The 21432-nt window shown below is 62.9% G+C and carries 26 protein-coding genes; 21 read left to right on the top strand and 5 right to left on the bottom strand.

Annotation, left to right across the window (positions count from 1 at the left end; all coding sequences use genetic code 11):
- Positions 1–4 precede the first annotated feature (4 nt).
- Entirely contained in the window at positions 5–406 is a 402-nt protein-coding gene (locus C4J89_RS02295; RefSeq protein WP_124413646.1) for a type II toxin-antitoxin system HigA family antitoxin, read from the bottom strand.
- On the bottom strand, positions 403–699 hold the full coding sequence (locus tag C4J89_RS02290) for a type II toxin-antitoxin system HigB family toxin (protein ID WP_124413645.1): 297 nt from the start codon (positions 697–699) through the stop codon (positions 403–405). Before C4J89_RS02290 ends, C4J89_RS02295 begins: the two co-directional genes overlap by 4 nt.
- Positions 700–922: 223 nt before the next feature.
- Between C4J89_RS02290 and trxC the strand changes: the two genes are divergently transcribed.
- On the top strand, positions 923–1357 hold the full coding sequence (gene trxC, locus C4J89_RS02285; protein WP_124413644.1) for a thioredoxin TrxC: 435 nt from the start codon (positions 923–925) through the stop codon (positions 1355–1357).
- A 128-nt stretch (positions 1358–1485) separates the two neighbouring features.
- Here the strand turns inward: trxC and C4J89_RS02280 are convergent, their stop codons facing one another.
- Both C4J89_RS02280 and C4J89_RS02275 read right to left on the bottom strand, forming a co-directional pair.
- Positions 1486–1710 (bottom strand): DUF6124 family protein, encoded by a 225-nt coding sequence (locus C4J89_RS02280; protein ID WP_124413643.1) that lies wholly within the window; start codon positions 1708–1710, stop codon positions 1486–1488.
- A gap of 481 nt (positions 1711–2191) precedes the next feature.
- Positions 2192–2962: a ParA family protein gene (locus C4J89_RS02275; RefSeq protein WP_124360948.1), complete on the bottom strand. Its 771-nt coding sequence runs from the start codon at positions 2960–2962 to the stop codon at positions 2192–2194.
- Positions 2963–3277: 315 nt separating this feature from the next.
- Between C4J89_RS02275 and C4J89_RS02270 the strand changes: the two genes are divergently transcribed.
- The 20 genes from C4J89_RS02270 (at position 3278) to C4J89_RS02175 (ending at position 20771) form a co-directional block, all read left to right on the top strand.
- Positions 3278–3997 carry a beta-ketoacyl synthase chain length factor gene (locus C4J89_RS02270; RefSeq protein ID WP_124413642.1) on the top strand — a complete coding sequence of 240 codons (720 nt, stop codon included), beginning with the start codon at positions 3278–3280 and terminating at the stop codon, positions 3995–3997.
- Positions 3973–4785, top strand: coding sequence for a 1-acyl-sn-glycerol-3-phosphate acyltransferase (locus C4J89_RS02265; RefSeq protein ID WP_124413641.1), 813 nt, complete (start codon positions 3973–3975; stop codon positions 4783–4785). Before C4J89_RS02270 ends, C4J89_RS02265 begins: the two co-directional genes overlap by 25 nt.
- Positions 4763–5038: a phosphopantetheine-binding protein gene (locus C4J89_RS02260; RefSeq protein WP_124360945.1), complete on the top strand. Its 276-nt coding sequence runs from the start codon at positions 4763–4765 to the stop codon at positions 5036–5038. The genes C4J89_RS02265 and C4J89_RS02260 overlap by 23 nt, the downstream gene beginning before the upstream one ends.
- 9 nt (positions 5039–5047) lie before the next feature.
- Positions 5048–5302, top strand: a complete 255-nt coding sequence (locus tag C4J89_RS02255; RefSeq protein ID WP_003209389.1) for an acyl carrier protein — start codon at positions 5048–5050, stop codon at positions 5300–5302.
- The gene (locus tag C4J89_RS02250; protein ID WP_124365556.1) at positions 5299–5844 is read left to right on the top strand and encodes a hypothetical protein; all 546 of its coding nucleotides are present in this window, start codon (positions 5299–5301) and stop codon (positions 5842–5844) included. The genes C4J89_RS02255 and C4J89_RS02250 overlap by 4 nt, the downstream gene beginning before the upstream one ends.
- On the top strand, positions 5841–7508 hold the full coding sequence (locus C4J89_RS02245; RefSeq protein WP_124413640.1) for an acyl-CoA synthetase family protein: 1668 nt from the start codon (positions 5841–5843) through the stop codon (positions 7506–7508). Before C4J89_RS02250 ends, C4J89_RS02245 begins: the two co-directional genes overlap by 4 nt.
- A 171-nt stretch (positions 7509–7679) precedes the next feature.
- The gene (locus tag C4J89_RS02240) at positions 7680–8414 is read left to right on the top strand and encodes a glycosyltransferase family 2 protein (RefSeq protein WP_124413639.1); all 735 of its coding nucleotides are present in this window, start codon (positions 7680–7682) and stop codon (positions 8412–8414) included.
- Positions 8411–9346, top strand: coding sequence for a glycosyl transferase (locus tag C4J89_RS02235; RefSeq protein WP_124413638.1), 936 nt, complete (start codon positions 8411–8413; stop codon positions 9344–9346). Before C4J89_RS02240 ends, C4J89_RS02235 begins: the two co-directional genes overlap by 4 nt.
- Positions 9330–10871, top strand: a complete 1542-nt coding sequence (gene hutH / locus C4J89_RS02230) for a histidine ammonia-lyase (RefSeq protein WP_124413637.1) — start codon at positions 9330–9332, stop codon at positions 10869–10871. The genes C4J89_RS02235 and hutH overlap by 17 nt, the downstream gene beginning before the upstream one ends.
- Complete coding sequence (locus C4J89_RS02225; RefSeq protein WP_124413636.1) at positions 10864–11289, top strand: thioesterase family protein; 426 nt, start codon at positions 10864–10866, stop codon at positions 11287–11289. The genes hutH and C4J89_RS02225 overlap by 8 nt, the downstream gene beginning before the upstream one ends.
- Positions 11290–11318: 29 nt before the next feature.
- Positions 11319–11969, top strand: coding sequence for an outer membrane lipoprotein carrier protein LolA (locus tag C4J89_RS02220; RefSeq protein WP_124413635.1), 651 nt, complete (start codon positions 11319–11321; stop codon positions 11967–11969).
- Positions 11953–14271, top strand: a complete 2319-nt coding sequence (locus C4J89_RS02215; RefSeq protein ID WP_124413634.1) for an MMPL family transporter — start codon at positions 11953–11955, stop codon at positions 14269–14271. The genes C4J89_RS02220 and C4J89_RS02215 overlap by 17 nt, the downstream gene beginning before the upstream one ends.
- Before the next feature lie 33 nt (positions 14272–14304).
- Positions 14305–15552, top strand: a complete 1248-nt coding sequence (locus C4J89_RS02210) for an NAD(P)/FAD-dependent oxidoreductase (protein WP_124413633.1) — start codon at positions 14305–14307, stop codon at positions 15550–15552.
- Entirely contained in the window at positions 15549–16298 is a 750-nt protein-coding gene (locus C4J89_RS02205) for a class I SAM-dependent methyltransferase (RefSeq protein WP_124413632.1), read from the top strand. The genes C4J89_RS02210 and C4J89_RS02205 overlap by 4 nt, the downstream gene beginning before the upstream one ends.
- Complete coding sequence (locus C4J89_RS02200) at positions 16295–16777, top strand: hypothetical protein (protein ID WP_124413631.1); 483 nt, start codon at positions 16295–16297, stop codon at positions 16775–16777. The genes C4J89_RS02205 and C4J89_RS02200 overlap by 4 nt, the downstream gene beginning before the upstream one ends.
- Positions 16774–17940, top strand: a complete 1167-nt coding sequence (locus C4J89_RS02195) for a beta-ketoacyl-[acyl-carrier-protein] synthase family protein (RefSeq protein WP_124360933.1) — start codon at positions 16774–16776, stop codon at positions 17938–17940. Before C4J89_RS02200 ends, C4J89_RS02195 begins: the two co-directional genes overlap by 4 nt.
- On the top strand, positions 17937–18398 hold the full coding sequence (locus C4J89_RS02190; RefSeq protein ID WP_124360932.1) for a hotdog family protein: 462 nt from the start codon (positions 17937–17939) through the stop codon (positions 18396–18398). Before C4J89_RS02195 ends, C4J89_RS02190 begins: the two co-directional genes overlap by 4 nt.
- Positions 18395–19123, top strand: a complete 729-nt coding sequence (locus tag C4J89_RS02185) for a 3-ketoacyl-ACP reductase FabG2 (RefSeq protein WP_124413630.1) — start codon at positions 18395–18397, stop codon at positions 19121–19123. Before C4J89_RS02190 ends, C4J89_RS02185 begins: the two co-directional genes overlap by 4 nt.
- Complete coding sequence (locus tag C4J89_RS02180) at positions 19123–20349, top strand: beta-ketoacyl-ACP synthase (RefSeq protein WP_124413629.1); 1227 nt, start codon at positions 19123–19125, stop codon at positions 20347–20349. Before C4J89_RS02185 ends, C4J89_RS02180 begins: the two co-directional genes overlap by 1 nt.
- 26 nt (positions 20350–20375) lie before the next feature.
- Positions 20376–20771 carry a hypothetical protein gene (locus tag C4J89_RS02175; RefSeq protein WP_124369316.1) on the top strand — a complete coding sequence of 132 codons (396 nt, stop codon included), beginning with the start codon at positions 20376–20378 and terminating at the stop codon, positions 20769–20771.
- A 192-nt stretch (positions 20772–20963) separates the two neighbouring features.
- Here C4J89_RS02175 and C4J89_RS02170 read toward each other — a convergent pair whose 3' ends face one another.
- Entirely contained in the window at positions 20964–21350 is a 387-nt protein-coding gene (locus C4J89_RS02170) for a type II toxin-antitoxin system PemK/MazF family toxin (RefSeq protein WP_124402828.1), read from the bottom strand.
- Positions 21351–21432: the final 82 nt, after the last annotated feature.

The raw sequence follows: 21432 nt of genomic DNA, 5'->3' as shown, positions 1-21432 counted from the left end.
CCTCTTAGATAAAGGTCTCCACAGACACCCCGAAACGCTCGGCCAGCCAACGAATCTGGCGCACGTTGAGCTGGCGTTTCCCGCTCAATATTTCCGAGACGACTGATTGCGCGCCGACCCCTGGAAGGTCGCTCTGGGTGAGATTGTGCTCGCGCATCATGTAGCGCAGCACATCCACCCCGCTGGCGACGGGCATTGGGCGATGCTCACGATCATAAGCTTCGATCCAGTCGCTCAGAATGTCGACCAGGCTCATCAGCGGGCTGTCCTCGTCTTCACCCACCAGGCTCAACAACTCATCCAAACCGCATACCAGTGCGTCGTATTCTGCCTCGGTTTCCGGCTTGCGCAGCACGGGCGAAACGAATTGCCAGTGCTCTGCCGCCACTCGCATAAGTGCGCTCATTTGATTTTTTCCTTCCATTTGTCCTTCTCATAATCGCGATGGTCAAGCAGGTGCTTGATGTAAACGCGCTGCATTCGATACTGCACCGATGCAATCAACCTCAGCTTGTTACCGCCAATATCAAACACATGAAATTCACCTACCTTGTCCGTGGCGGGAAACATGGTTTTCATTGCGGCGAAGTCCTTGGGGGCGTTGCGTTTGATCACGCGATACCACTGATCCAACGCCGTTGCCGAGCGCGGCCATTTTCCCTTTGCTTCCCAGATCCTGCTTTCACTGATGACTCGCATGCAACGTCCTTATCGCATCTTGCTATGAAGGTTAAACCTGAATTCGAACTATCGCAATTTGCTATAGCCGCAAACAGACCGGTGGCGCACACCAGAAAGCCTAGCCAGACGATTCACCGCGGCGCGGGCAAAACTGTGAGCGAATGAGTCTCTGCAGCAAGCCTTGATTAATCTCAGCCCCGGCACCAGATACACCCTATTGGCAAGTCCCCTGGAGCCCCCAATGTCCGAATCTCTTGTAATCCCCTGCCCTCATTGCAACGGCCTCAACCGCATCCCCGGCGAACGCCTGGGCGATGTGCCGAAATGTGGGCGCTGCAAGCAGCCTGTGTTGTTGAGCAAACCCTTTGAATTGAAACGAGGCGACTACGCCAGCCAGATCAAGGGTGACCTGCCGTTGCTGGTGGATGTGTGGGCGGATTGGTGCGGGCCGTGCAAGTCGTTTGCGCCGGTGTTCGAGCAGGCGGCCGGGCAGTTGGAGGGCAAGTGCCGGCTGGCCAAGCTGGACAGCGAGGCCAACCAGCCGTTGTCGGCGCAGCTGGGGATTCGCTCGATTCCCAGTTTGATTCTGTTCAAGAATGGCCGCGAAGTGGCGCGCCAGAGTGGGGCGTTTCCGTTGCCGCAATTGATGAGTTGGTTGCGTAGCCAAGGCGTGTAACCCGATCAGGAAAGCACCACAGGACAGTGTGGGAGGGGGCTTGCTCCCGATAGCGGTGGGTCAGTGACACTTAAGTGCCTGACACACCGCCATCGGGAGCAAGCCCCCTCCCACATTTTGACCGCGTTTCAGCCTTGGGCCAGTGGAGATTGGCGGTCCATCATTTGGCTGACCAGCATGACGCCAAGCTCACTCAATTGATGGATAGCCAGGGCCACGTCGCGGTGTTCGCCGGTGAGGTCGTTGGACAGGTTGAGTAATAAGGTGCGGACTGAGGCGAAGGTTTCGTAGCTGTTGAGCACGAGGGTTTCGGTGGATAGGTTGGGTACCACATTGAAAAGACTGATAGACATGCATTTGTTCCCTGATAGGGCCGCTACCGCTCCGCTACTAAACGAAGGGTGGCAGCTGTACGCAGGTTAGTAGACCGGGGAACAAAGCAAAGACCGGCGCACCCGAAGGTGCCCTGCATACAGCCACCATCAGATAGGCGGTAAACGCCATGCTGTTGGAGCGGTACAAATGCTTTGGTCGTTAGGGCTACTAAACCCGATCACTGAACATTCAGCGACCGGCAAACCTTAGAGACGCCCATCCAGACGCACAAGCCGGCGGATTCTGGCGTAGCTGTAGGCAAGGTTACAAGGCCCAACCCCTTGCGCCAGACCCTTCCTACAGACCATGTGGGAAAAATCCAAATCCCCTGCTCGATCGCTATCCAAAATGTGGGAGGGGGCTTGCTCCCGATAGCGGTGGGTCAGTGACACTTAAGTGCCTGACACTCCGCCATCGGGAGCAAGCCCCCTCCCACATTGGGTCTGTGTAGCCGTAAGGTCAGGCGCTTTCCAACAGGTTATGCAGTTCCACAAACTGCAGCGTCAGCTTATGCCGTGGGTCCAGATGAATCAGCGGCTTGCTCTCCTGATGCGACTCGCGCATGCGCACCGAACTGACCAGGTACACCGGCAGCACCGGCAGCCCTTCGGCAATCATTTCATCGAGGATCTGCTGCGGCAGGCTCGCCCGGGCCTGGAACTGGTTGACCACAATGCCTTCGACTTCCAGGCCTTCGTTGTGGTCTTCCTTCAATTCTTCGATTTCAGCCAACAGGCCATACAGGGCCTGGCGCGAGAAGCTGTCGCAATCAAAGGGAATCAGCACACGATCAGCGGCAATCAGCGCCGACACCGCATAGAAATTCAACGCCGGTGGCGTATCCAGGTAAATACGGTCGTAATCCTCGCTCAACTCATCCAACAGCTTTCGCAGCTTGTTGATCTTGTGCTTGGCCTCGAGCTTGGGCTGCAGGTCTGCCAGTTCCGGAGTGGCGGTGATGACGTGCAGGTTGTCGAACGGCGTTTCGTAGATATCCACCTTGTTTTTCTTCGAAAACGGCCCGGAAGACAGGGTTTGCTTGAAAAAGTCGGCGATTCCCATGGGGATATCGTCGCCGGTCAGCCCCGTAAGATACTGGGTGGAGTTGGCCTGTGCATCGAGGTCCACCAACAGGGTTCGATAACCTTCGCTGGCGCTGACCGCCGCCAGGTTGCAGGCGATGCTGGACTTGCCCACGCCGCCTTTCTGATTGAACACCACGCGCCGCATGGGAAAACCTCCGTGTATCAATGAATGACCGAGTGTAGAGCGCAAAAGCGCCGGTTAGCTACCTCGTTCATCCATACCCTGTGTCTGGCCCACGAATGAATGGGAACGCTCCGACAATCCAGTTCGGCCCTCTATCGCGCACAATTTGTGAATTCGTCCAATTTATTTGTGATCCGTCGTGAACAAATTTTTACCAATATTTGCTAGAAGCCCACGGCACCGGGATAATGCGCGCCATTCGGCCATTGCCCTCTGTCCCGGAATCCGGGGCCATTGGCCGCACATGGAAGCCCGCAGGGGCGGGATAACTTCTCAGTGATCAACTTCAACATCGCCCAATGGCGCGCCTGGGCCCCTGGCCTGGAGCGTGCGGACGACTGGCAGGCATGGTGCCGGGACCCGGTGTTGCTGCCCGCCAGCGATGCCTCCCCGGATGTGTCATTTTTGCCAGCCATGCAACGCCGACGCTTAAGCCGCCTGGCGCGCATGGCGTTCAGTGTGGGCTGGCCGCTGGCCGAAGGCCATGAAGCGCTGCCCCTGGTGTTTGTCTCGCGCCACGGCGAGACCCCGCGCACCCTCGACATCCTCAGCGACCTGGCCAACGAGCAGCCGCTGTCGCCGACCCAGTTCAGCCTGTCGGTACACAATGCGGTGATTGGCCTGTGGTCGATCCTGCGCAATGAAACCAGCGAAATGACCGCCCTCGCCGCCGCTGGCGATGGCCTCGAACACGGCCTGCTCGAAGCCGCCGCGTTGCTCAACGAAGGCGCCCCGGCGGTATTGCTGGTGATTACCGAAGAGCAACCGCCCGAGGCGTATGCCAGTTGGATCGCCGACGTGCCCTTCCCCTACGCGCTCGGTCTTTTGCTCACGCCCGGCGACGAGTGGCAACTGGAACTAAACAGCAGCGCTGTCCAACTCACTCAAACCCAGTGGCCCCACGCCCTGAACCTGCTGCGCACCCTGCTGACCGAACAGGGCGCCTGCCAACATGCCTGGAAGAACCGAGTATGGAACTGGCGACGCAAATCCTGACCGACAAACCACGGCAGGCCTATTACTGGCGCCTGCTCGCCACGGCCACCAGCTTCTTTATGTTCGGTGTCGGCGGGCTGTGCCTGCGCCTGCTGGTATTCCCGCTGCTCAGTTGCCTGCCGGGCGACGCCAGGCAGCATCAACGACGCGCGCGCCACACCATCAGTTGCCTGTTCTGGTTTTTTATCCGGATGATGAAGTTTCTGGGCATCCTCACCTACAGCGTCGAGGGTGCGGACAAACTCGGCCGCCCCGGCCAGATGATCGTCGCCAACCACCCGTCGCTGATTGACGTCGTGTTCCTGATCGGCCTGATGCGCCAGACCAATTGCGTGGTCAAGCAGAGCCTGTTTCAGAACCCGTTTACCCGGGGCCCGGTGCGCGACGCCGGCTACATCAGCAACGACGGCAGCGCCGACATGCTGGACGCGGCGGCCGACGCCCTGCGCGCAGGCCAGACCCTGATCATCTTTCCCGAAGGCACCCGCACCACACCCGGCGCGCCACCTGCCTTTCATCGCGGCGGCGCGGCCATTGCGCTGCGCGGTGCGACAATCATCACCCCGGTGGTGATCAAGGTCAGCCCCACCACCCTGACCAAGGCCGAGCCCTGGTATCGCATTCCCAGATGCCGATTCCACTTCAGTTTGCGCGTGGGTGCCGATATAGAACCACAGGCGTTCGCCGCACTTGGCCCCGCGCCCCAGGCGTCACGCAAGCTCAACGATTACCTGCATCACTATTTCATTAAGGAGCTCGCCGAAGATGAGCGACCAACACCGCCTTAGCCTTGAGCACGACATAAAGACGCTGATCATCGAGGCCCTGGGCCTGGAGGACATCAGTGCCGACGACATCGGCAGCGAGCAGACGCTGTTCGGCGAAGGCCTGGGCCTGGATTCGGTCGACGCCCTGGAACTGGGCCTGGCCATCCAGAAAACGTACGGCATCAAGATCGACGCCGACGCCAAGGACACGCGCAATCACTTCACCAACGTGGCCAGCCTTGCGGCATTCGTCACGGCCAGACAGGCAGCTTGAGACCGGACCATGCAAACTCGTGACGATATTTTCAACACCCTGCGCGACGCCTTGGTGGAACTGTTTGAACTGGAACCTGAACGCGTCACCCTCGATGCCAACCTGTACCAGGACCTGGAAATCGACAGCATCGATGCGGTGGACCTGATCGACCATATCAAGCGCCAGACCGGCAAGAAGATCGCCGCCGAAGAGTTCAAGGCGGTGCGCACTGTGAATGACGTGGTTGAGGCGGTGTACCGTCTGGTCCAGCCCGCCGCATGAGCCGGCTGATCGGCCTTGGCCTGTTGCTGGCGGGGCTGCTGTACCCCTTTGCGGTGTATTACGGCACCGAACATTTTGCGCCCTGGCAATTCGGCCTGCTGCTGGGCAGCCTGTGGCTGCTGCGCGCGCTCACCGCTGCACGACGCCCCGGCAGTCGCTGGATGGCGGTGGTGGTGATTGTGTTTTGCCTGGCGCTGGCCTGGTTCGATAACCCGCAGTGGCTGCGCTGGTACCCCAGCCTGGTCAGTGCGTTCATGCTGGCACTGTTCGGCCTGAGCCTTAAATACGGGCCGCCGATGGTCGAGCGCCTGGCGCGCATGAGCGACCCGCAGTTGCCGCCGCATGCAATTGTGTATACGCGCCGGGTCACCGTTGTGTGGAGTGTGTTTTTCCTGGGTAATGGCCTGCTCGCCGCCGCCCTCACCCTGTGGGCGCCGCTGAGCTGGTGGACGTTGTACAACGGTTTGATCGCCTACGGGCTGATGGGGCTGTTGTTTGCCGTGGAATGGCTGGTACGACAAAGGGTTCGAGGCCGCGTATGAAAGGTTTGAAACTTGAGCATCTGCTGCTCGAGCCGCAGGAACACCGCCAGGTCGCTATTGAGCCTGCGCTGAATCATGCTCAACTGGTGGAACAATCCCTGCGCCTGGCGGCAGGCCTGCAAGCGCGTGGCATACAGCGCCTGGCGGTGCACCTGGAAGACGCGGGCGTGCTGGCGATTGCCCTGCTCGGCGCCTGGCGTGCCGGGGTCAGCGTGCTGCTGCCGGCTGACCTGCAACCCCAGACCCGTCAACGCTGGGCCGCCGCCGTCGACGCCTGGCTGACGCAGGCGTCGGACCTGCAAGCGCTGTATCACACGCCACTGAGCCCAGCCGCACTCGACCTGGATAGCTGCCAACTGAGCCTGTGCACCTCCGGCTCCAGCGGTGAACCCAAACGCATCGACAAGTCCCTGCGCCAGCTGGCCAATGAGGTCCAGGCGCTGGAAGCGCTGTGGGGCGCCGACCTGAAAGACGCCTGCATCATCGGCAGCGTCGCCACCCAACATATCTACGGCTTGCTGTTTCGCGTGCTGTGGCCGCTGTGCGCCGGGCGCACGTTTGTGCGCAGGCAACTGGCATTCCCCGAGGACCTGCAGCGTGCCAGTCGCGAGCATCCGCACTTCGCCTGGGTGGCCAGCCCGGCGCTGCTCAAGCGCATGGGCGATAACCTCGACTGGCCGGCACTGAGCCACGTCTCACGAGTGTTTTCCTCCGGCGGTGCCTTGCCTGTCGAGGCCGCCGCCAGCCTCTACGACCGCTTGCAGCAATGGCCCACGGAAATCCTCGGCAGCTCGGAGACCGGCGGTATCGCCTGGCGCCAGGGTGCCCAGCCCTGGCAGCCGTTTACCGATGTACAGCTGAGCCAGGATGCCGACGGTGCCCTGCGCATTGCCTCGCCTTACTTGCCCGAGGGGCATATCGAACAGACCGCCGACGCCGCGCGCATCCATGCCGATGGCCGTTTCGAGCTGCTCGGGCGCCTGGACCGCATCGTCAAGCTGGAAGAAAAACGCATCGCCTTGCCGATGCTCGAACAGGCCTTGATGCACCATCCATGGGTTGCCGACACCCGCCTGGGCGTGGTGCAGGAAAATCGCGCCTCACTCGGCGCCCTGGTGATGCTGAGTGCCGAGGGCCTGCATGCCCTGCGCAACCAGGGCCGGCGCACGGTGACCCAAACCCTGCGCGAACACCTGAGCCAGCATTGCGAAGCCCTGGCCTTGCCGCGCCGCTGGCGTTTACTGCGCCAATTGCCGCTCAACAGCCAGGGCAAGCTGCCCCAGGCCGATACCGAAGCGCTGTTGCTGGCGCCGCGCCCCAAGGCGCCGGAGGTGCTGGCGCAGGTGGAAACCGACGGCGAATGGACGTTGCAACTGAGCGTTCCGCCGGACCTGGCCTATTTCAGCGGGCATTTCCCGGTGACGCCGGTGCTGCCGGGGGTGGTGCAGGTGGAATGGGCCTTCAACCTGGGCCAGCAATTGCTCGACCTGCCGACGACGTTCGCCGGTATGGAAGTGCTCAAGTTCCAGCAACTGGTGCGCCCCGGCGATCACATCGAATTGCACCTGCGCTTTGACCGCGAACGCAGCAAGTTGTACTTCGCCTACCGCAATGGCGTCGCCGCCTGCTCCAGTGGGCGGATAGTGCTGGAGCCTGCCAAGTGAATAGGCTTTTGTGGCGAGGGAGCTTGCTCCCGCTGGAGTGCGCAGCACTCCCGACTCAGGCACCGCCATTTGCCAGGATGAATTCGTTCGCCTGCATTGGGGCTGCTTCGCAGCCCAGCGGGAGCAAGCTCCCTCGCCACAAGATGAGCGACAACCTTGAGAAGGTCCACCATGCATAACCCCTGCGCCCTGATCCCGGTCTACAACCACGAAGCCGCCGTGCCCGCCGTGGTCCGGAGCCTGCTGGACAGCGGCCTGCCCTGCCTGCTGGTGGACGACGGCAGCAGCGCGGCCTGCGCGGCAGTGCTGGCCCACTTGGCGACGCTGGAACACGTCACTCTGCTGACGCTGCCCCGCAACGAGGGCAAAGGCGGCGCGGTCATGGCGGGCTTTCGCGAAGCCGCGCGACTGGGTTACACCCATGCCCTGCAGGTGGATGCCGACGGCCAGCATGACCTGCGCGAAGTCGAGACCTTTATCGATACGTCCCGTCGGCACCCCGACGCCGTCATCTGCGGCTACCCCGAATACGACGACAGCGTGCCCAAAGGCCGCCTCTACGCACGCTACCTGACCCACGTGTGGGTGTGGATCAACACCCTGTCGCTGCAGATTCGCGACTCAATGTGCGGCTTTCGCGTGTACCCGCTGGCCCCCACGCTGGCGCTGATGGACTCGGCCTACATTGGCACACACATGGATTTCGACTCGGACATCCTCGTGCGCCTGGCCTGGCGCAACCAGCCCATGCGCTGGCTGCCGACCCTGGTGCATTACCCCGCCGACGGCCTGTCGCACTTCCGCCTGTTCCGCGACAACCTGCGCATCAGCGCCATGCACACGCGGCTGTTCTTCGGCATGCTGGTGCGCGCGCCGGCCATTTTGTGGCGCCGGTGGCAGGCATGAGCGACAGCGGCAAACACTGGGCCGATCGCGAGGAGCGCGGCAGCTTCTGGCTGATGAAACTCACGGCGGTCGCGGCAAAAGTCCTCGGTCGCCGCCTGTTGAGCCCGTTGCTCTACAGCATTGTGTTGTACTTTTTCCTGTTCGGCCGCACCGCGCGCCAGAGCGCCTGGCACTACCAGCAGCGCCTGGCGCAGTGGAGCGGGCGTGATGACCTGCTGCCGAGCCACAGGACGGTCTTTGCCCAGTTCATGGCCTTCGCCGACTCACTGCTCGACAAGCTGGACGTGTGGAACGGCAAGCTGCGCCTGGAACAGATCGACATCAACGACCCGGCGCAATTACGCGGCCAATTGCGAGGCGAGCGCGGGCAGATGCTGGTGGGCGCGCACTTGGGCAACCTGGAAGTGTGCCGCGCCCTGGCGGAAATCGGTGAACGCGTCACCATGAATGTGCTGGTGCACACCAAGCATGCCGAGCGTTTCAATCGCCTGCTGGGCGAAGCGGGCGCGACCCATTTGCGCCTGATCCAGGTCAGCGAGCTGGACCCGGCCACCATGCTGCTGCTCAGCCAGCGCCTGGACGACGGCGAGTGGCTGGCGATTGCCGGCGACCGCATTCCGCTGCACAGCGGGCGCACGGTGCGCGTGGACTTCCTCGGGCATGCAGCCGCGTTCCCCCAAGGCCCGTGGCTGCTGGCTGGCCTGCTCAAATGCCCGGTCAACCTGCTGATGTGCCTCAAGCACCAGGGCCGCTATCGCCTGACCATCGAGCCCTTCGCCCAATCGATCGAATGGAAGCGCAGCACCCGCGAGCAGGTCATCGCCCTGTGGACCGCCCGCTACGCCGCACGCCTGGGTGAGTTCTGCCTGCAGGCGCCCCAACAGTGGTTCAACTTTTACCCTTTCTGGAAGACCGATGACGACGCCTCTTGAGCCGATCACCTTTGGCGAACGCCCCTTGCGCATCGAAGACGTACTGGCCCTGACCAACCGTCAGGTGCCTACCCGCTTGCAGAACGATGCCGCGTATCGCCAGCGCATCGCCAAGGGCGCGCAGTTTCTTGACTCGCTGCTGGACAAGGAAGGCGTGATCTACGGCGTGACCACCGGTTACGGCGACTCGTGCGTGGTCGCGGTGCCGTTGCACCATGTCGAAGCGCTGCCGCGTCATCTCTACACCTTCCACGGTTGCGGCCTGGGCAAATTGCTCGACGCCCAAGCCACCCGCGCCGTGCTGGCGGCGCGCTTGCAGTCGCTGTGCCATGGCGTGTCGGGCGTGCGCGTGGAACTGCTGGAGCGCCTGCAGGGTTTCCTCGAACACGATGTGCTGCCGCTGATTCCAGAAGAAGGCTCGGTGGGCGCCAGCGGCGACTTGACGCCGCTGTCGTATGTGGCGGCGACCTTGTCCGGCGAGCGTGAAGTGCTGTTTCGTGGCGAACGTCGCCAAGCCGCCGACGTGCACCGCGAACTGGGCTGGGCGCCGCTGGTACTGCGGCCCAAGGAAGCCCTGGCATTGATGAACGGCACTGCGGTGATGACGGGTATTGCCTGCCTGGCCTTCGCCCGCGCCGACTACCTGCTGCACCTGGCCACGCGCATCACCGCGCTCAATGTGGTGGCGCTGCAAGGCAACCCGGAACACTTCGACGAACGCCTGTTCGCCGCCAAGCCCCACCCCGGGCAGATGCAAGTCGCCGCCTGGCTGCGCCAGGACCTGGCTATCGATGCACCGACCGCACCGCTGCATCGCCTGCAGGATCGCTATTCGCTGCGCTGCGCGCCCCATGTGCTCGGCGTGCTGGCCGACAGCCTGAATTGGTTGCGCTCGTTTATCGAAATCGAGCTGAACAGCGCCAATGACAACCCGATCATCGATGCCGAAGCCGAACGCGTGCTGCACGGCGGGCACTTCTACGGCGGGCACATCGCCTTTGCCATGGACAGCCTCAAAACCCTGGTGGCTAACGTCGCCGACCTGCTCGACCGGCAACTGGCGCTGCTGGTGGACGTGCGTTACAACCACGGCCTGCCGAGCAACCTGTCGGGCGCGCCGGCCGACCGCGCGATGATCAACCATGGCTTCAAGGCCGTGCAGATCGGCACCAGCGCCTGGACCGCCGAAGCGCTGAAAAACACCATGCCGGCCAGCGTGTTTTCGCGCTCTACCGAGTGCCATAACCAGGACAAAGTGAGCATGGGCACCATCGCCGCCCGCGATGCGATCCGCGTACTGGAGTTGACCGAGCAGGTTGCCGCCGCCACCTTGCTCGCCGCCAACCAAGGAGTATGGCTGCGCGCCCAGGCCGACGATGCCCGGCCGTTGCCGCCGGCGCTGGCGGCGATGCATGAAGCACTGGCCAAGGATTTCCCGCCGGTCATTGAAGACCGCGCCCTGGAAGGCGAACTGCGCCTGTGCCTGCAACGTATTGCCGCGCAACACTGGAGGCTGCATGCGTAGCCCCGGCGTATTGCACAGCGACACTGAAATCCTCGTGCCGTTTTTCGATATCGACTCGATGAACGTGGTGTGGCACGGGCATTACGTGAAATATCTGGAAGTGGCGCGCTGCGCGCTGCTGGACAAGATCGGCCACAACTACACCGCGATGCTCGAAGCCGGCTACGCCTGGCCGATCATCGACATGCAGCTGCGCTATGTGCGCGGCGCGACCTTCGGCCAAACCCTCAACGTGCGCGCCAGCCTGGTGGAGTGGGAGAACCGCTTGAAGATCAATTACCTGATCACCGACCTCGCCAGCGGCGAACGCCTGACCCGCGCCAGCACCGTGCAAGTGGCGGTAGAGATCGCCAGCCGCGAGATGCAACTCGCTTCCCCCAAAATATTCACCGACGCTGTCGAAAGGGCCCTGAAATGAGATCCCATGTGGGAGGGGGCTTGCCCCCGATGGACGTCAACGATAACGCGATCCGCCTGACACTGCGCAGAGCCCTCAGGTTTTTCGCGAGCAAGCTCGCTCCTACAGTGGCCGCCGCGTTGCTGAGTTTCAGCGCCCACGCCTTCGACCTGCAACAGCTCAGCGATCAACTGGCCAAACCCCGCGTGATCCACGGCAACTTCATCCAGGAAAAACACCTGCGCGCCCTGCCCCAGCCGCTGGTCAGCAAAGGCACCTTCGTGCTCGCCAAGGACCACGGCTTGCTGTGGCTGTTGAAGACCCCGCTGCAACAGGACTACCGCATCAGCGCCCAGGGCATCGCCCGGCGTGACGCCAACGGCTGGCAATTGCTGCCCAACAAGAGCGCCGGCGCCGAGCAGAATCGCCTGTTCCTCGCGGTGCTGCAGGGCGACAGCAGCGGCTTGCAGCGTGACTTCGAACTGCAACTGCAAGGGCAAGCCCAGCAATGGAAGCTGACGCTGATCCCGCGTTCGCTGCTGCTCAAGCAGGTGTTCACCCAGATCAATATCGACGGCGGCGAGCTAGTCAATACCATTGAGCTGCTGGAAACCCAGGGCGACAGCACCCTGCTGCGCATGCAGGACAGCAGCGCCGACCAACCTTTGAGCATTGCCGAGCAACATGACTTTGCCCAGTGAGCGCCTGCTGCCGCGCCTGTTCCTGATCCTGCTGGTGGCCGTATTGGCCCTGGCCGGCTGGCAGTGGCGCGCGGGTGCGCCGCTGTCGGCCAACTTGATGGAGCTGGTGCCCGGCAGTACGCCGGACGCCCTGGAACTCAAAGCCGAGCAGCGCATGCAGGAGCCGCTGAACCGCGAGATGCTGGTGCTGGTGGGGCACGCCGACCGCCAACGAGCGCTGGCCGTGGCGCAGCAACTGGCCGAGCGCTGGCAAGCCAGCGGCCTGTTTGAAAAGGTGCAATGGAACCTGCAAGCCGACTTGCCGGCGCTGCGCGAACAGCTGCTGCGCGGCCGCCTGGCGATGCTGGCGGCCAAGGACCGCGAGCAACTGATCGAACAGCCTGAGGCCTTCATCCAGCAGCGTGTGCAGTCGCTGTTCGACCCCTTCACCGGCTTCAGCCTGGTGCCGAGCCAGGACGACTGGCTGGGCCTGACCGGGCGCATCCAGAACAGCCAGCCACAACACGGGGCGGTACAGCTGGATATCGGCAGCGGCGCGCTGATCGCCGATGCCGACGGCAAAAGTTGGGTGCTGTTGCGGGCGCGCACCACCGGCAATGCGTTCGATATGAAACTGCCGCTGCAAGTGGCCGATCTGCTCCAGGCCAGCCGCGCCGAGGCAGGCGAGCAAGGTGTGCAACTGCTCGCCGCCAGCGGCTTGCTCTATGCGGCCAATGGGCAACAGCAAGCCACGCGGGAAATCACCTGGGTCGGCGGCGGCGCAACCGTGGGCATCCTGCTGTTGCTGCTGCTGGCGTTCCGGCGCTGGCGGGTGCTGCTGGCGTTCGTGCCGGTCGTGGTCGGCATGCTGTTTGGCGCCGTGGCCTGTGTGGCGCTGTTCGGCCATATGCATGTGATGACCCTGGTGCTGGGCTCGAGCTTGATCGGCGTGGCGGTGGATTACCCGCTGCACTACCTGTCCAAAAGCTGGAGCCTGCAACCCTGGCGCAGTTGGCCGGCATTGCGCCTGACCCTGCCAGGGCTGAGCCTGAGCCTGGCCACCAGTTGCATCGGCTACCTGGCCCTGGCCTGGACGCCGTTCCCGGCGCTGACACAAATCGCGGTGTTCTCCGCAGCCGGCTTGGTCGGTGCTTATCTCTCGGCCGTGTGCCTGCTGCCCGCGCTGCTCAGCGGTGTGGAACTGCGCCCGGCACAATGGCCGCTGCGCATCGCCGAACGCTTGTGGCAATGGCGGGTTGCATTGATCAAGCGCGTACCAGGCTCGGTGTTGCTGGTGTGGGTGCTGTTGTTCTGCGCCGGTGGCCTGTGGCAGTTGAACACTAAAAACGATATCCGCCAGTGGATCGGCGCACCGCCGCAATTGCTGCAGGAGGCCCAGGCCGTGGCGCGCATCACCGGGTTCCAGCCCACCAGCCAGTTCTTCCTGGTGCGCGCCGAGACTCAGCAGCAGTTACTCGAACGCCAAGCGGCGCTGGGCCAGCGCCTGGATCAACTGGTGAACATGGACAAGCTCCAGGGTTACCTGGCGCTGAATCAACTGGTCAACCTGCCTGCCGAGCAGCAGCAACTGCGCGCGGCGCTGGATACACTCGCGCAGCATTGGCAGCCGCTGCTGGACCTCGGCGTGCCCGCCGCCGCGTTGCAGGCCGAGGTCGCGCAGTTGCAGGCGCTGCCCACCGAAGACATCGACGCCGCGCTCAAAGGCCCGCTGGCCGAGCCATGGCGTACGCTGTGGCTGGGCCCGGTAGACGGCGGCGTGGCGGCGATGGTCAGCCTGCAAGGCCTGAACAACCCGGCCTTGCTGCGGGTGCAGGCCGTGGACTTGCCCGGCGTGCAACTGGTGGATCGCCTGGGTGACTTGAACCGCGTGTTTGCCGATACCCAAATCAGCGCCGCCGAGTTGAAGTTGCTGTCCTGTGTGCTGATCGTGGTGCTGTTGATGCTGCCCTTCGGCTTCATCGGCGCGTTGCGCATCGTCGCGCTGCCGTTGCTGGCGGCGCTGTGCAGCCTGGCCAGCCTCGGTTGGCTGGGCCAGCCGCTGACCCTGTTCAGCCTGTTCGGCCTGCTGCTGGTCACGGCCATCAGCGTCGATTATGCGATCCTGATGCGCGAGCAGATCGGCGGTGCTGCCGTGAGCCTGCTGGGAACCTTACTGGCCGCGCTGACCACTTGGTTATCGTTCGGCCTGCTGGCCGTCTCCAGTACCCCGGCAGTGAGCAATTTCGGCCTGTCGGTCAGCCTCGGCCTGGCATTCAGCTTTATGCTGGCGCCCTGGGCCGGGCAACAGAAACACGCCTTATGAATGTGATTATCGCCAAAGCGGCAAGGAGCCTTCGTGCCCACAGTTGAAATGGAACGTCGCCAAGTGGTGGTGATCGGTGCCGGGCCGTCCGGGGCCATCGCGGCCGCGCTGCTCAAGCGCAAAGGGCATGATGTATTGATTATCGAGCGCCAGCATTTTCCGCGCTTCTCGATTGGCGAAAGCCTGCTGTCGCACTGCATCGACTTTATCGAAGAAGCCGGCATGCTCGACGCCGTGCAGGCGGCCGGCTTTCAACTGAAAACCGGTGCCGCGTTCGCCTGGGGCGAGCGCTACAGCGCGTTCGATTTCGGTGACACCTTCAGCAACGGCAAGCCGACGACCTTCCAGGTGCAGCGCGCCGAGTTCGACAAGCTGCTGGCCGATCAGGCGGCACTGCAGGGTGTGGAAATCCGCTACGGCGAAAGCATCGTCGGCGTGGACTTTTCCGGCGAGTGTCGTTACCTGCACGTACGCCGCGAGAATGGCAGCGAGTACCACCTCAAGGCCAAATTCGTGCTGGATGCCAGCGGCTATGGCCGCGTGTTGCCGCGCCTGCTGGACCTTGAAGCCCCATCGAATTTCCCGCTGCGCCAGGCCGTGTTCACCCACGTCGAAGACCGCATCGAACACCCAGGCTTCGACCGCACCAAGATTCTAGTGACCACCCATCCCGAGAAGCGCGATATCTGGTTCTGGACCATCCCGTTCAGCAACGGCCGTTGCTCGGTGGGCGTGGTCGCGGCCAAGGAGCACTTCGACGGCCGCGACGGCGACCTTGACGCCTGCCTGCGCGGGTTTATCGAGCAAACCCCGAGCCTGTCCGGCGTGCTGCAAAACGCCGTGTGGGACACCCCGGCGCGCAGCATCGGCGGCTATTCGGCCAACGTCAAAACCCTGCACGGTCCGGGCTTTGCGCTGCTGGGCAACGCGGCAGAATTTCTCGACCCGGTGTTCTCGTCCGGCGTGACCATCGCCATGCGCTCGGCGAGCATGGCCGCCGGCTTGCTGCATCGCCAACTGCAAGGCGAAACGGTTGACTGGCAAACCGAGTTTGCCGAGCCGTTGAAGCGCGGCGTCGACACCTTCCGCTGCTACGTCGAGGGCTGGTACGCCGGGACGTTCCAGGATGTGATTTTCCACGCCGGCAGTTCGCCGGAGATTCGCCGCATGATCAGTTCGATTCTCGCCGGTTACGCCTGGGATGAACGCAACCCGTTCGTCAGCGAGCCCAAGCGGCGCCTGCGCATGTTGTCGCAGATCTGCGCGAGTGAGACGGTATGACCAGCCCTGCCGTTGAAAAAAACTACCTGAGTAAGAACTACGTCGAAGAAACCCGGTTCGGCTTCTGGTTCCTGCGCAGCCACACCTGGCAGCACCATGTGTTGCGCGTAGCGATCAACGACCTGCGCAGCCTGTTCAGCGAACCGCTGCCGGTGGCGCCGGTGTTGCTCGACGCCGGCTGCGGCCAGGGCAAATCCTTCAATTTGCTGCAGCAGGTCTTTGCGCCCTCCCGCCTGATCGGCCTGGATGCCGACCCTCACAGCCTGGCCCTGAGCCGCGAAGAAGCCGCTCGCCAGGGCCTGGCCGTGGAGCTGATCGCCAGCGACTGCGCCACCCTCGACGTCCCCGACGCCAGCGTCGATATCGTGTTTTGCCACCAGACCTTCCACCACCTGGTCGAGCAACATCGCGCACTCAAGGAGTTTTATCGGGTACTCAAGCCGGGCGGCTATTTGCTGTTTGCCGAGTCCACCGAAGCCTATATCGACACCTGGGTAATCCGCTGGCTGTTCCGCCACCCAATGCACGTGCAGAAAAGCGCCGAAGAGTATCTGCAGATGCTGCGCGAGCAAGGTTTTGAATTCGGCGCGCGGAACGTCTCGTATCCCTATCTGTGGTGGAGCCGTTCCAGCGATTTCGGCCTGCTGGAACGCTGGGGCCTGCGCAAGGCGCCGCCGGTGGGCCAGCGTGAGGAAACCCTGGTCAACTGTGTGGCGCGCAAACCGTTAGAGGCCGCGAGCTCATGATGCGCTGGCTGTTGATGGGTTGCCTGTTGCTGCTCAGCGCGTGCGCCAGCCAGGCGCCGTTACCCGAGAAAATCCCGGCGCTGGCCTTGCCGATGCAATTGCATGTGCAACGCCTGGAGGGCGAGCGCAGCCAGGACTGGCTGTTGGTGATCCAGCGTGAAGACGCGGCGATTCGTTGGTCGTTGATGGATCCGCTGGGCATTCCCCAGGCCCGGCAGAAGCTGATCGACGGGCAATGGCAGGCCGATGGCTTGCTGCCGCCCAATCCCCAGGCGCGAGCGCTGTTCGCCGCGCTGCTGTTTGCCCTGGCCTCGGCGGATGACGTGCGTGCGCTGTATCCTTCGGCCCAGGCCAGGGACCTCACGCGAACGCTGCCGGGCCATTGGCAAATCGTCTATCAGTCCTCGGAGGTGTTCAGCGTGAACATGGCGGGCCAACCGTTGAGCTATCGCATTACTCCGCTGGGAGCCGGCCGATGACCGCTTACCTCAATGCCCTCGGCGTGATCTGTGCCCTCGGGCGCGGCCAGGCCGAGGTCAGCCGCAGCCTGTTTGCCGGTGACTGTTGCGGCATGCGCGCCGAGAGCGGCTGGGTGCCGGAGCGTGTGGTGCCGGTCGCGGCGGTGCGCGGCGAGCTGGCAACCATTCCGGCGCAATTGGGCCAGCAGAGCAGCCGCAATAACCAGTTGCTGCTGGAAGCGGCGTTGCAGATCGAGGCGCAGATTCGCCAGGTGATCGACACCTACGGCGCCTCACGGGTGGGCGTTGTGCTGGGCACCAGCACTTCGGGCATCGATGAAGCCAGTCGCGGCATTGCCCACTACCTGCGCGATCACGCGTTCCCTGGCGACTACGACTACCAGCAGCAGGAACTCAGCGCTCCGGCGAATTTCCTCGCCGACTGGCTGCAGTTGAGCGGCCCGGCCTATGTGATTTCTACCGCCTGCACGTCCAGCGCCCGCGCGTTGATGAGCGCCCAGCGCCTGCTCGACCTGGGCGTGTGCGATGCGGTGCTCTGCGGCGGCGTCGACAGCCTGTGCAGGCTGACGCTGAACGGGTTTACCGCGCTGGAAGCGGTGTCTGCCGAGCGCTGCAATCCGTTCTCGGTGAACCGCGACGGCATCAATATCGGCGAAGCGGCGGTGTTGTTCGTGATGAGTCGCGAGGCGGCGCCGGTCGCCCTGCTGGGCAGCGGCGCCAGTTGCGACGCGCACCATATCTCCGCGCCCGAGCCCAGCGGCAAGGGTGCGTTGCAGGCGATGCGCAAGGCCTTGGCCGGCGCGAAACTTACGCCCGCGCAGATCGGTTACCTGAACCTGCACGGCACCGCGACCCAACACAACGACGCCATGGAAAGCCAGGCGGTCGCCAACCTGTTTCCGGGCGGCGTGGCCTGTTCGTCGACCAAACCCATGAGCGGCCACACCCTCGGCGCGGCGGGCGCATTGGAAGCGGCGTTCTGCTGGCTGAGCCTGACTCACGGCCTTGTTCCGCCCCATGTGTGGGACGGCCACCTTGACCCGGCGCTGCCCGCGTTGCAGTGGGCGCACAAGGGCGACACCCTGGAAAAACCCTACCTGATGAGCAACTCGTTTGCCTTCGGCGGCAACAACGTCAGCCTGATTATTGGAGAGGCCCCATGATCGATTGGCCACTCGCCGAACTGCTGCCCCACGCGGGCGACATGATTCTGATCGACCAGGTGCTGTCGTTCGATGAAGAGCAGGTGCATACCCGCCTCACCGTCAAGCCTGGTGGCCTGTTCAACCGCGCAGACGGCAGCCTGCCGGCCTGGGTCGGTATCGAGTTGATGGCGCAAAGCGTCGCCGCCTATGCCGGTTGTCGCGCGCGCCAGCAAGGCCTGGCGGTAGAACTGGGCTTCCTGTTGGGCACGCGTAAATTCGAGTGCAACGTGGCGCACTTCCCCGCCGGCGCCGAGCTGAACATCCACGGCCTGCGCTCCCTGGAAGACGACAATGGCATGGGGGTGTTCGAATGCCACCTCACTGGCGATGGAATCCAGGCCAGCGCGCGCTTGAACGTATTTCGACCGCCCCAGGCGGCCAACTATTTAGCTGAAACGAAGGACGAAACGCCATGACTGAATCCGTACTGGTCACCGGCTCCAGCCGTGGCATCGGCCGCGCCATTGCCCTGCGCCTGGCCCAGGCCGGGCATGACATCGTGCTGCATTGTCGCAGCGGGCGTGCCGAAGCCGACGCGGTACAGGCCGAGATCCAAGCGCTGGGGCGTAAGGCGCGGGTGCTGCAATTCGATGTGGCAGATCGCGCGCTTTGCAGGGAAATCCTCGAAGCCGATGTGGAGCAACATGGCGCGTATTATGGCGTGGTGCTCAATGCCGGCCTGACCCGCGACGGCGCCTTCCCGGCCCTGTCGGAAGAGGACTGGGACGTGGTGATGCGCACCAACCTCGACGGTTTCTACAACGTGCTGCACCCGGTGATGATGCCGATGATTCGTCGGCGTGCTGCCGGGCGCATCGTGTGCATCACCTCGGTTTCCGGGCTGATCGGCAACCGTGGCCAAGTTAACTACAGCGCTTCCAAAGCGGGCCTGATCGGCGCAGCCAAGGCGCTGGCCATCGAGCTGGGCAAGCGCAAGATCACCGTCAACTGTGTCGCACCGGGCTTGATCGACACCGCCATGCTGGATGAAAACGTCCCGGTGCAAGAGCTGATGAAGATGATCCCGGCGCAGCGCATGGGCACCCCGGAAGAAGTGGCCGGGGCGGTGAACTTCCTGATGTCGGCCGAAGCCGGCTATATCACGCGCCAGGTGTTGGCCGTGAACGGGGGCTTGTGCTGATGAAGCGCGTCGTCGTCACCGGCATGGCCGGCATGACCTCCCTGGGCAGCGATTGGGACACCATCGCGGCCAACTTTCGCGCCAACCGCAGCGGCATCCGGCGCATGGATGAGTGGGACCGTTTTACCGAATTGAACACGCGCCTGGCCGGGCCGATCGACGATTTCGTCGTGCCCGCCCACTGGACGCGCAAGCAGCTGCGCAGCATGGGCCGTGTCTCGCGCCTGGCGGTGTGGGCAGCGGAGCAGGCGTTGCAGGATGCCGGCCTGCTCGGCGACGCGTCGATCAAGGACGGGCGCATGGGCGTGGCGTGTGGTTCGTCCACCGGCAGCACCGATGAGATCAAGGCGTTCGGCAACATGCTGCTGAACTCAGTGGCCGAGGGGCTGAATGCCAACTCCTATGTGCGCATGATGCCGCACACCACGGCGGCGAATATCAGCATCTTTTTTGGCCTGACCGGCCGCTTGATCCCCACGTCCAGCGCTTGCACCAGCGGCAGCCAGGGCATCGGTTATGCCTACGAGGCGATCAAGTTCGGCCGCCTGCCCTTGATGCTGGCCGGAGGCGCCGAAGAGCTGTGCCCCACCGAGGCAATGGTGTTCGATGCGCTCTACGCCACCAGCCTGAAAAACGACGCGCCCCAAACCAGCCCGCGCCCCTACGACAGCGGCCGCGATGGGCTGGTGATCGGTGAAGGCGGCGGCATGCTGGTGCTGGAAGAGTTGGAACATGCCTTGGCGCGGGGTGCGCATATTCATGCTGAACTGGTCGGTTTCGGCAGCAATGCCGACGGCCAGCACACCACCCGCCCGGAACAGAAAACCATGCGCCGCGCCATGGAACTGGCGCTGGAGGATGCCGGGCTTGAGCCGTCCGCCATCGGCTACGTGAACGGCCACGGCACCGCCACCGACCAGGGCGACATCGCCGAAACCCTGGCCACCAGCAGCCTGTTCGGCCCTCGCATGCCCATCAGTTCGCAGAAGAGTTTCCTTGGCCACACCTTGGGCGCGTGCGGGGCGCTGGAGTCATGGTTCAGCATCGAGATGATGAACCGCGACCAATACGTGCACACCTTCAACCTGGACACCGTCGACCCGCACTGCGGCGAGCTGGATTACCTGCAGGGTGGCTTTCGCGAGATGCATCACGACTACGTGATGAACAACAATTTTGCCTTCGGCGGCGTCAACACCTCGTTGATCTTCCGCCGCTGGTCCTGACTTTTAAAACGATTGGAGAAAACGGAATGTCTTCCCTGCTACGCGCGACCCTGATCACCCTGGCCCTGCTGACCACCGCCGGCTGCACCAACAAACCGGTGCTTAACACCCAGCACGAGCTGCCGGCCACCACCCAGGTCAGCGAAGAAAAAATGAAACAGGTGATCGTCGCCGCCCTGCAAAAACGCGAGTGGACGGTACAACGCCTAAGCCCGCAACTGGTGCAGGCCGAGATCACCGTGCGCAACCAGTTTTATGCGGCCATCGATATTCGCTACACCCGCAACAGCTATGCCATTACCTATCGCGACAGCCGCGACCTGGGCTACAAGGACGGCAAGATCCATCGCAACTACAACCGTTGGGTGAGCATGCTGGACCGCGACATCATGGCCGGGTTGCGCTCGGCGGGAATGCAGTAACGCCAGAAACGACAAAGGGCGCCTTTCGGCGCCCTCTTCTCAAACAGGTTAGCTTGTCATCGCCGCTTCCTGCCTGGCTCTGCGATGGCTGGTTGCCCAGGATCCTCAGAGTCTCACAAGCCCCTTTCGGGAACTCGGCCAGTATGCCTGAAAACAGGCGGCCTGCAATCAGTGGCAGAATGCCGTCCTACTTTATCGCAACCCAAGCGCACTGCGCACCGCCGCCTTTATTGCCAAGAATTGGTCACTGGTGAGTTCTGCGATTTTGTAAGTTCGTTTTCCATGACGATCTTTACTTTTGATTCGGTCCAGTCGGCCCAAGCTAACTGTCGCAACGATGTCGCATTTTGCCCAGCAGATGGGGCTCGCTCCCTGAAGGTGGCTATCAAGCTGCAAATGATGCTCCAACACCTGCTGTGGGGCGGTGGTACTCAGAGGGACCACCGTGACGAGCAGCTTATTAGTCCGATGTTTGCGTACCACAATAACGGGCCGAATCTTGGTGATTTCCGGAACCTCATAGCCACGAAAATCACAAATCAACACGCTGCCCTCCTTGGGCTGATAGAGAAGTGCCATCCATATTCACTCGTCTGAAAAGAACGATTTTGCGCAGGTTTCTCTCGAATGACTAAGCCGGTTGCGTTACCTGATATGTGAC

It is taken from the genome of Pseudomonas sp. R4-35-07, assembly GCF_003852235.1.
Lineage (GTDB): Bacteria > Pseudomonadota > Gammaproteobacteria > Pseudomonadales > Pseudomonadaceae > Aquipseudomonas.
This window is presented reverse-complemented; position numbering and strand designations above follow the sequence as displayed.

Coding starts and splice junctions, on each gene's coding strand:
- C4J89_RS02295 (WP_124413646.1), bottom strand. CDS start 406: ATGAGCGCACTTATGCGAGTGGCGGCAGAGCACTGGCAATTCGTTTCG.
- C4J89_RS02290 (WP_124413645.1), bottom strand. CDS start 699: ATGCGAGTCATCAGTGAAAGCAGGATCTGGGAAGCAAAGGGAAAATGG.
- trxC (WP_124413644.1), top strand. CDS start 923: ATGTCCGAATCTCTTGTAATCCCCTGCCCTCATTGCAACGGCCTCAAC.
- C4J89_RS02280 (WP_124413643.1), bottom strand. CDS start 1,710: ATGTCTATCAGTCTTTTCAATGTGGTACCCAACCTATCCACCGAAACC.
- C4J89_RS02275 (WP_124360948.1), bottom strand. CDS start 2,962: ATGCGGCGCGTGGTGTTCAATCAGAAAGGCGGCGTGGGCAAGTCCAGC.
- C4J89_RS02265 (WP_124413641.1), top strand. CDS start 3,973: ATGGAACTGGCGACGCAAATCCTGACCGACAAACCACGGCAGGCCTAT.
- C4J89_RS02260 (WP_124360945.1), top strand. CDS start 4,763: ATGAGCGACCAACACCGCCTTAGCCTTGAGCACGACATAAAGACGCTG.
- C4J89_RS02255 (WP_003209389.1), top strand. CDS start 5,048: ATGCAAACTCGTGACGATATTTTCAACACCCTGCGCGACGCCTTGGTG.
- C4J89_RS02250 (WP_124365556.1), top strand. CDS start 5,299: ATGAGCCGGCTGATCGGCCTTGGCCTGTTGCTGGCGGGGCTGCTGTAC.
- C4J89_RS02245 (WP_124413640.1), top strand. CDS start 5,841: ATGAAAGGTTTGAAACTTGAGCATCTGCTGCTCGAGCCGCAGGAACAC.
- C4J89_RS02240 (WP_124413639.1), top strand. CDS start 7,680: ATGCATAACCCCTGCGCCCTGATCCCGGTCTACAACCACGAAGCCGCC.
- C4J89_RS02235 (WP_124413638.1), top strand. CDS start 8,411: ATGAGCGACAGCGGCAAACACTGGGCCGATCGCGAGGAGCGCGGCAGC.
- hutH (WP_124413637.1), top strand. CDS start 9,330: ATGACGACGCCTCTTGAGCCGATCACCTTTGGCGAACGCCCCTTGCGC.
- C4J89_RS02225 (WP_124413636.1), top strand. CDS start 10,864: ATGCGTAGCCCCGGCGTATTGCACAGCGACACTGAAATCCTCGTGCCG.
- C4J89_RS02220 (WP_124413635.1), top strand. CDS start 11,319: ATGGACGTCAACGATAACGCGATCCGCCTGACACTGCGCAGAGCCCTC.
- C4J89_RS02215 (WP_124413634.1), top strand. CDS start 11,953: ATGACTTTGCCCAGTGAGCGCCTGCTGCCGCGCCTGTTCCTGATCCTG.
- C4J89_RS02205 (WP_124413632.1), top strand. CDS start 15,549: ATGACCAGCCCTGCCGTTGAAAAAAACTACCTGAGTAAGAACTACGTC.
- C4J89_RS02200 (WP_124413631.1), top strand. CDS start 16,295: ATGATGCGCTGGCTGTTGATGGGTTGCCTGTTGCTGCTCAGCGCGTGC.
- C4J89_RS02195 (WP_124360933.1), top strand. CDS start 16,774: ATGACCGCTTACCTCAATGCCCTCGGCGTGATCTGTGCCCTCGGGCGC.
- C4J89_RS02190 (WP_124360932.1), top strand. CDS start 17,937: ATGATCGATTGGCCACTCGCCGAACTGCTGCCCCACGCGGGCGACATG.
- C4J89_RS02185 (WP_124413630.1), top strand. CDS start 18,395: ATGACTGAATCCGTACTGGTCACCGGCTCCAGCCGTGGCATCGGCCGC.
- C4J89_RS02180 (WP_124413629.1), top strand. CDS start 19,123: ATGAAGCGCGTCGTCGTCACCGGCATGGCCGGCATGACCTCCCTGGGC.
- C4J89_RS02175 (WP_124369316.1), top strand. CDS start 20,376: ATGTCTTCCCTGCTACGCGCGACCCTGATCACCCTGGCCCTGCTGACC.
- C4J89_RS02170 (WP_124402828.1), bottom strand. CDS start 21,350: ATGGCACTTCTCTATCAGCCCAAGGAGGGCAGCGTGTTGATTTGTGAT.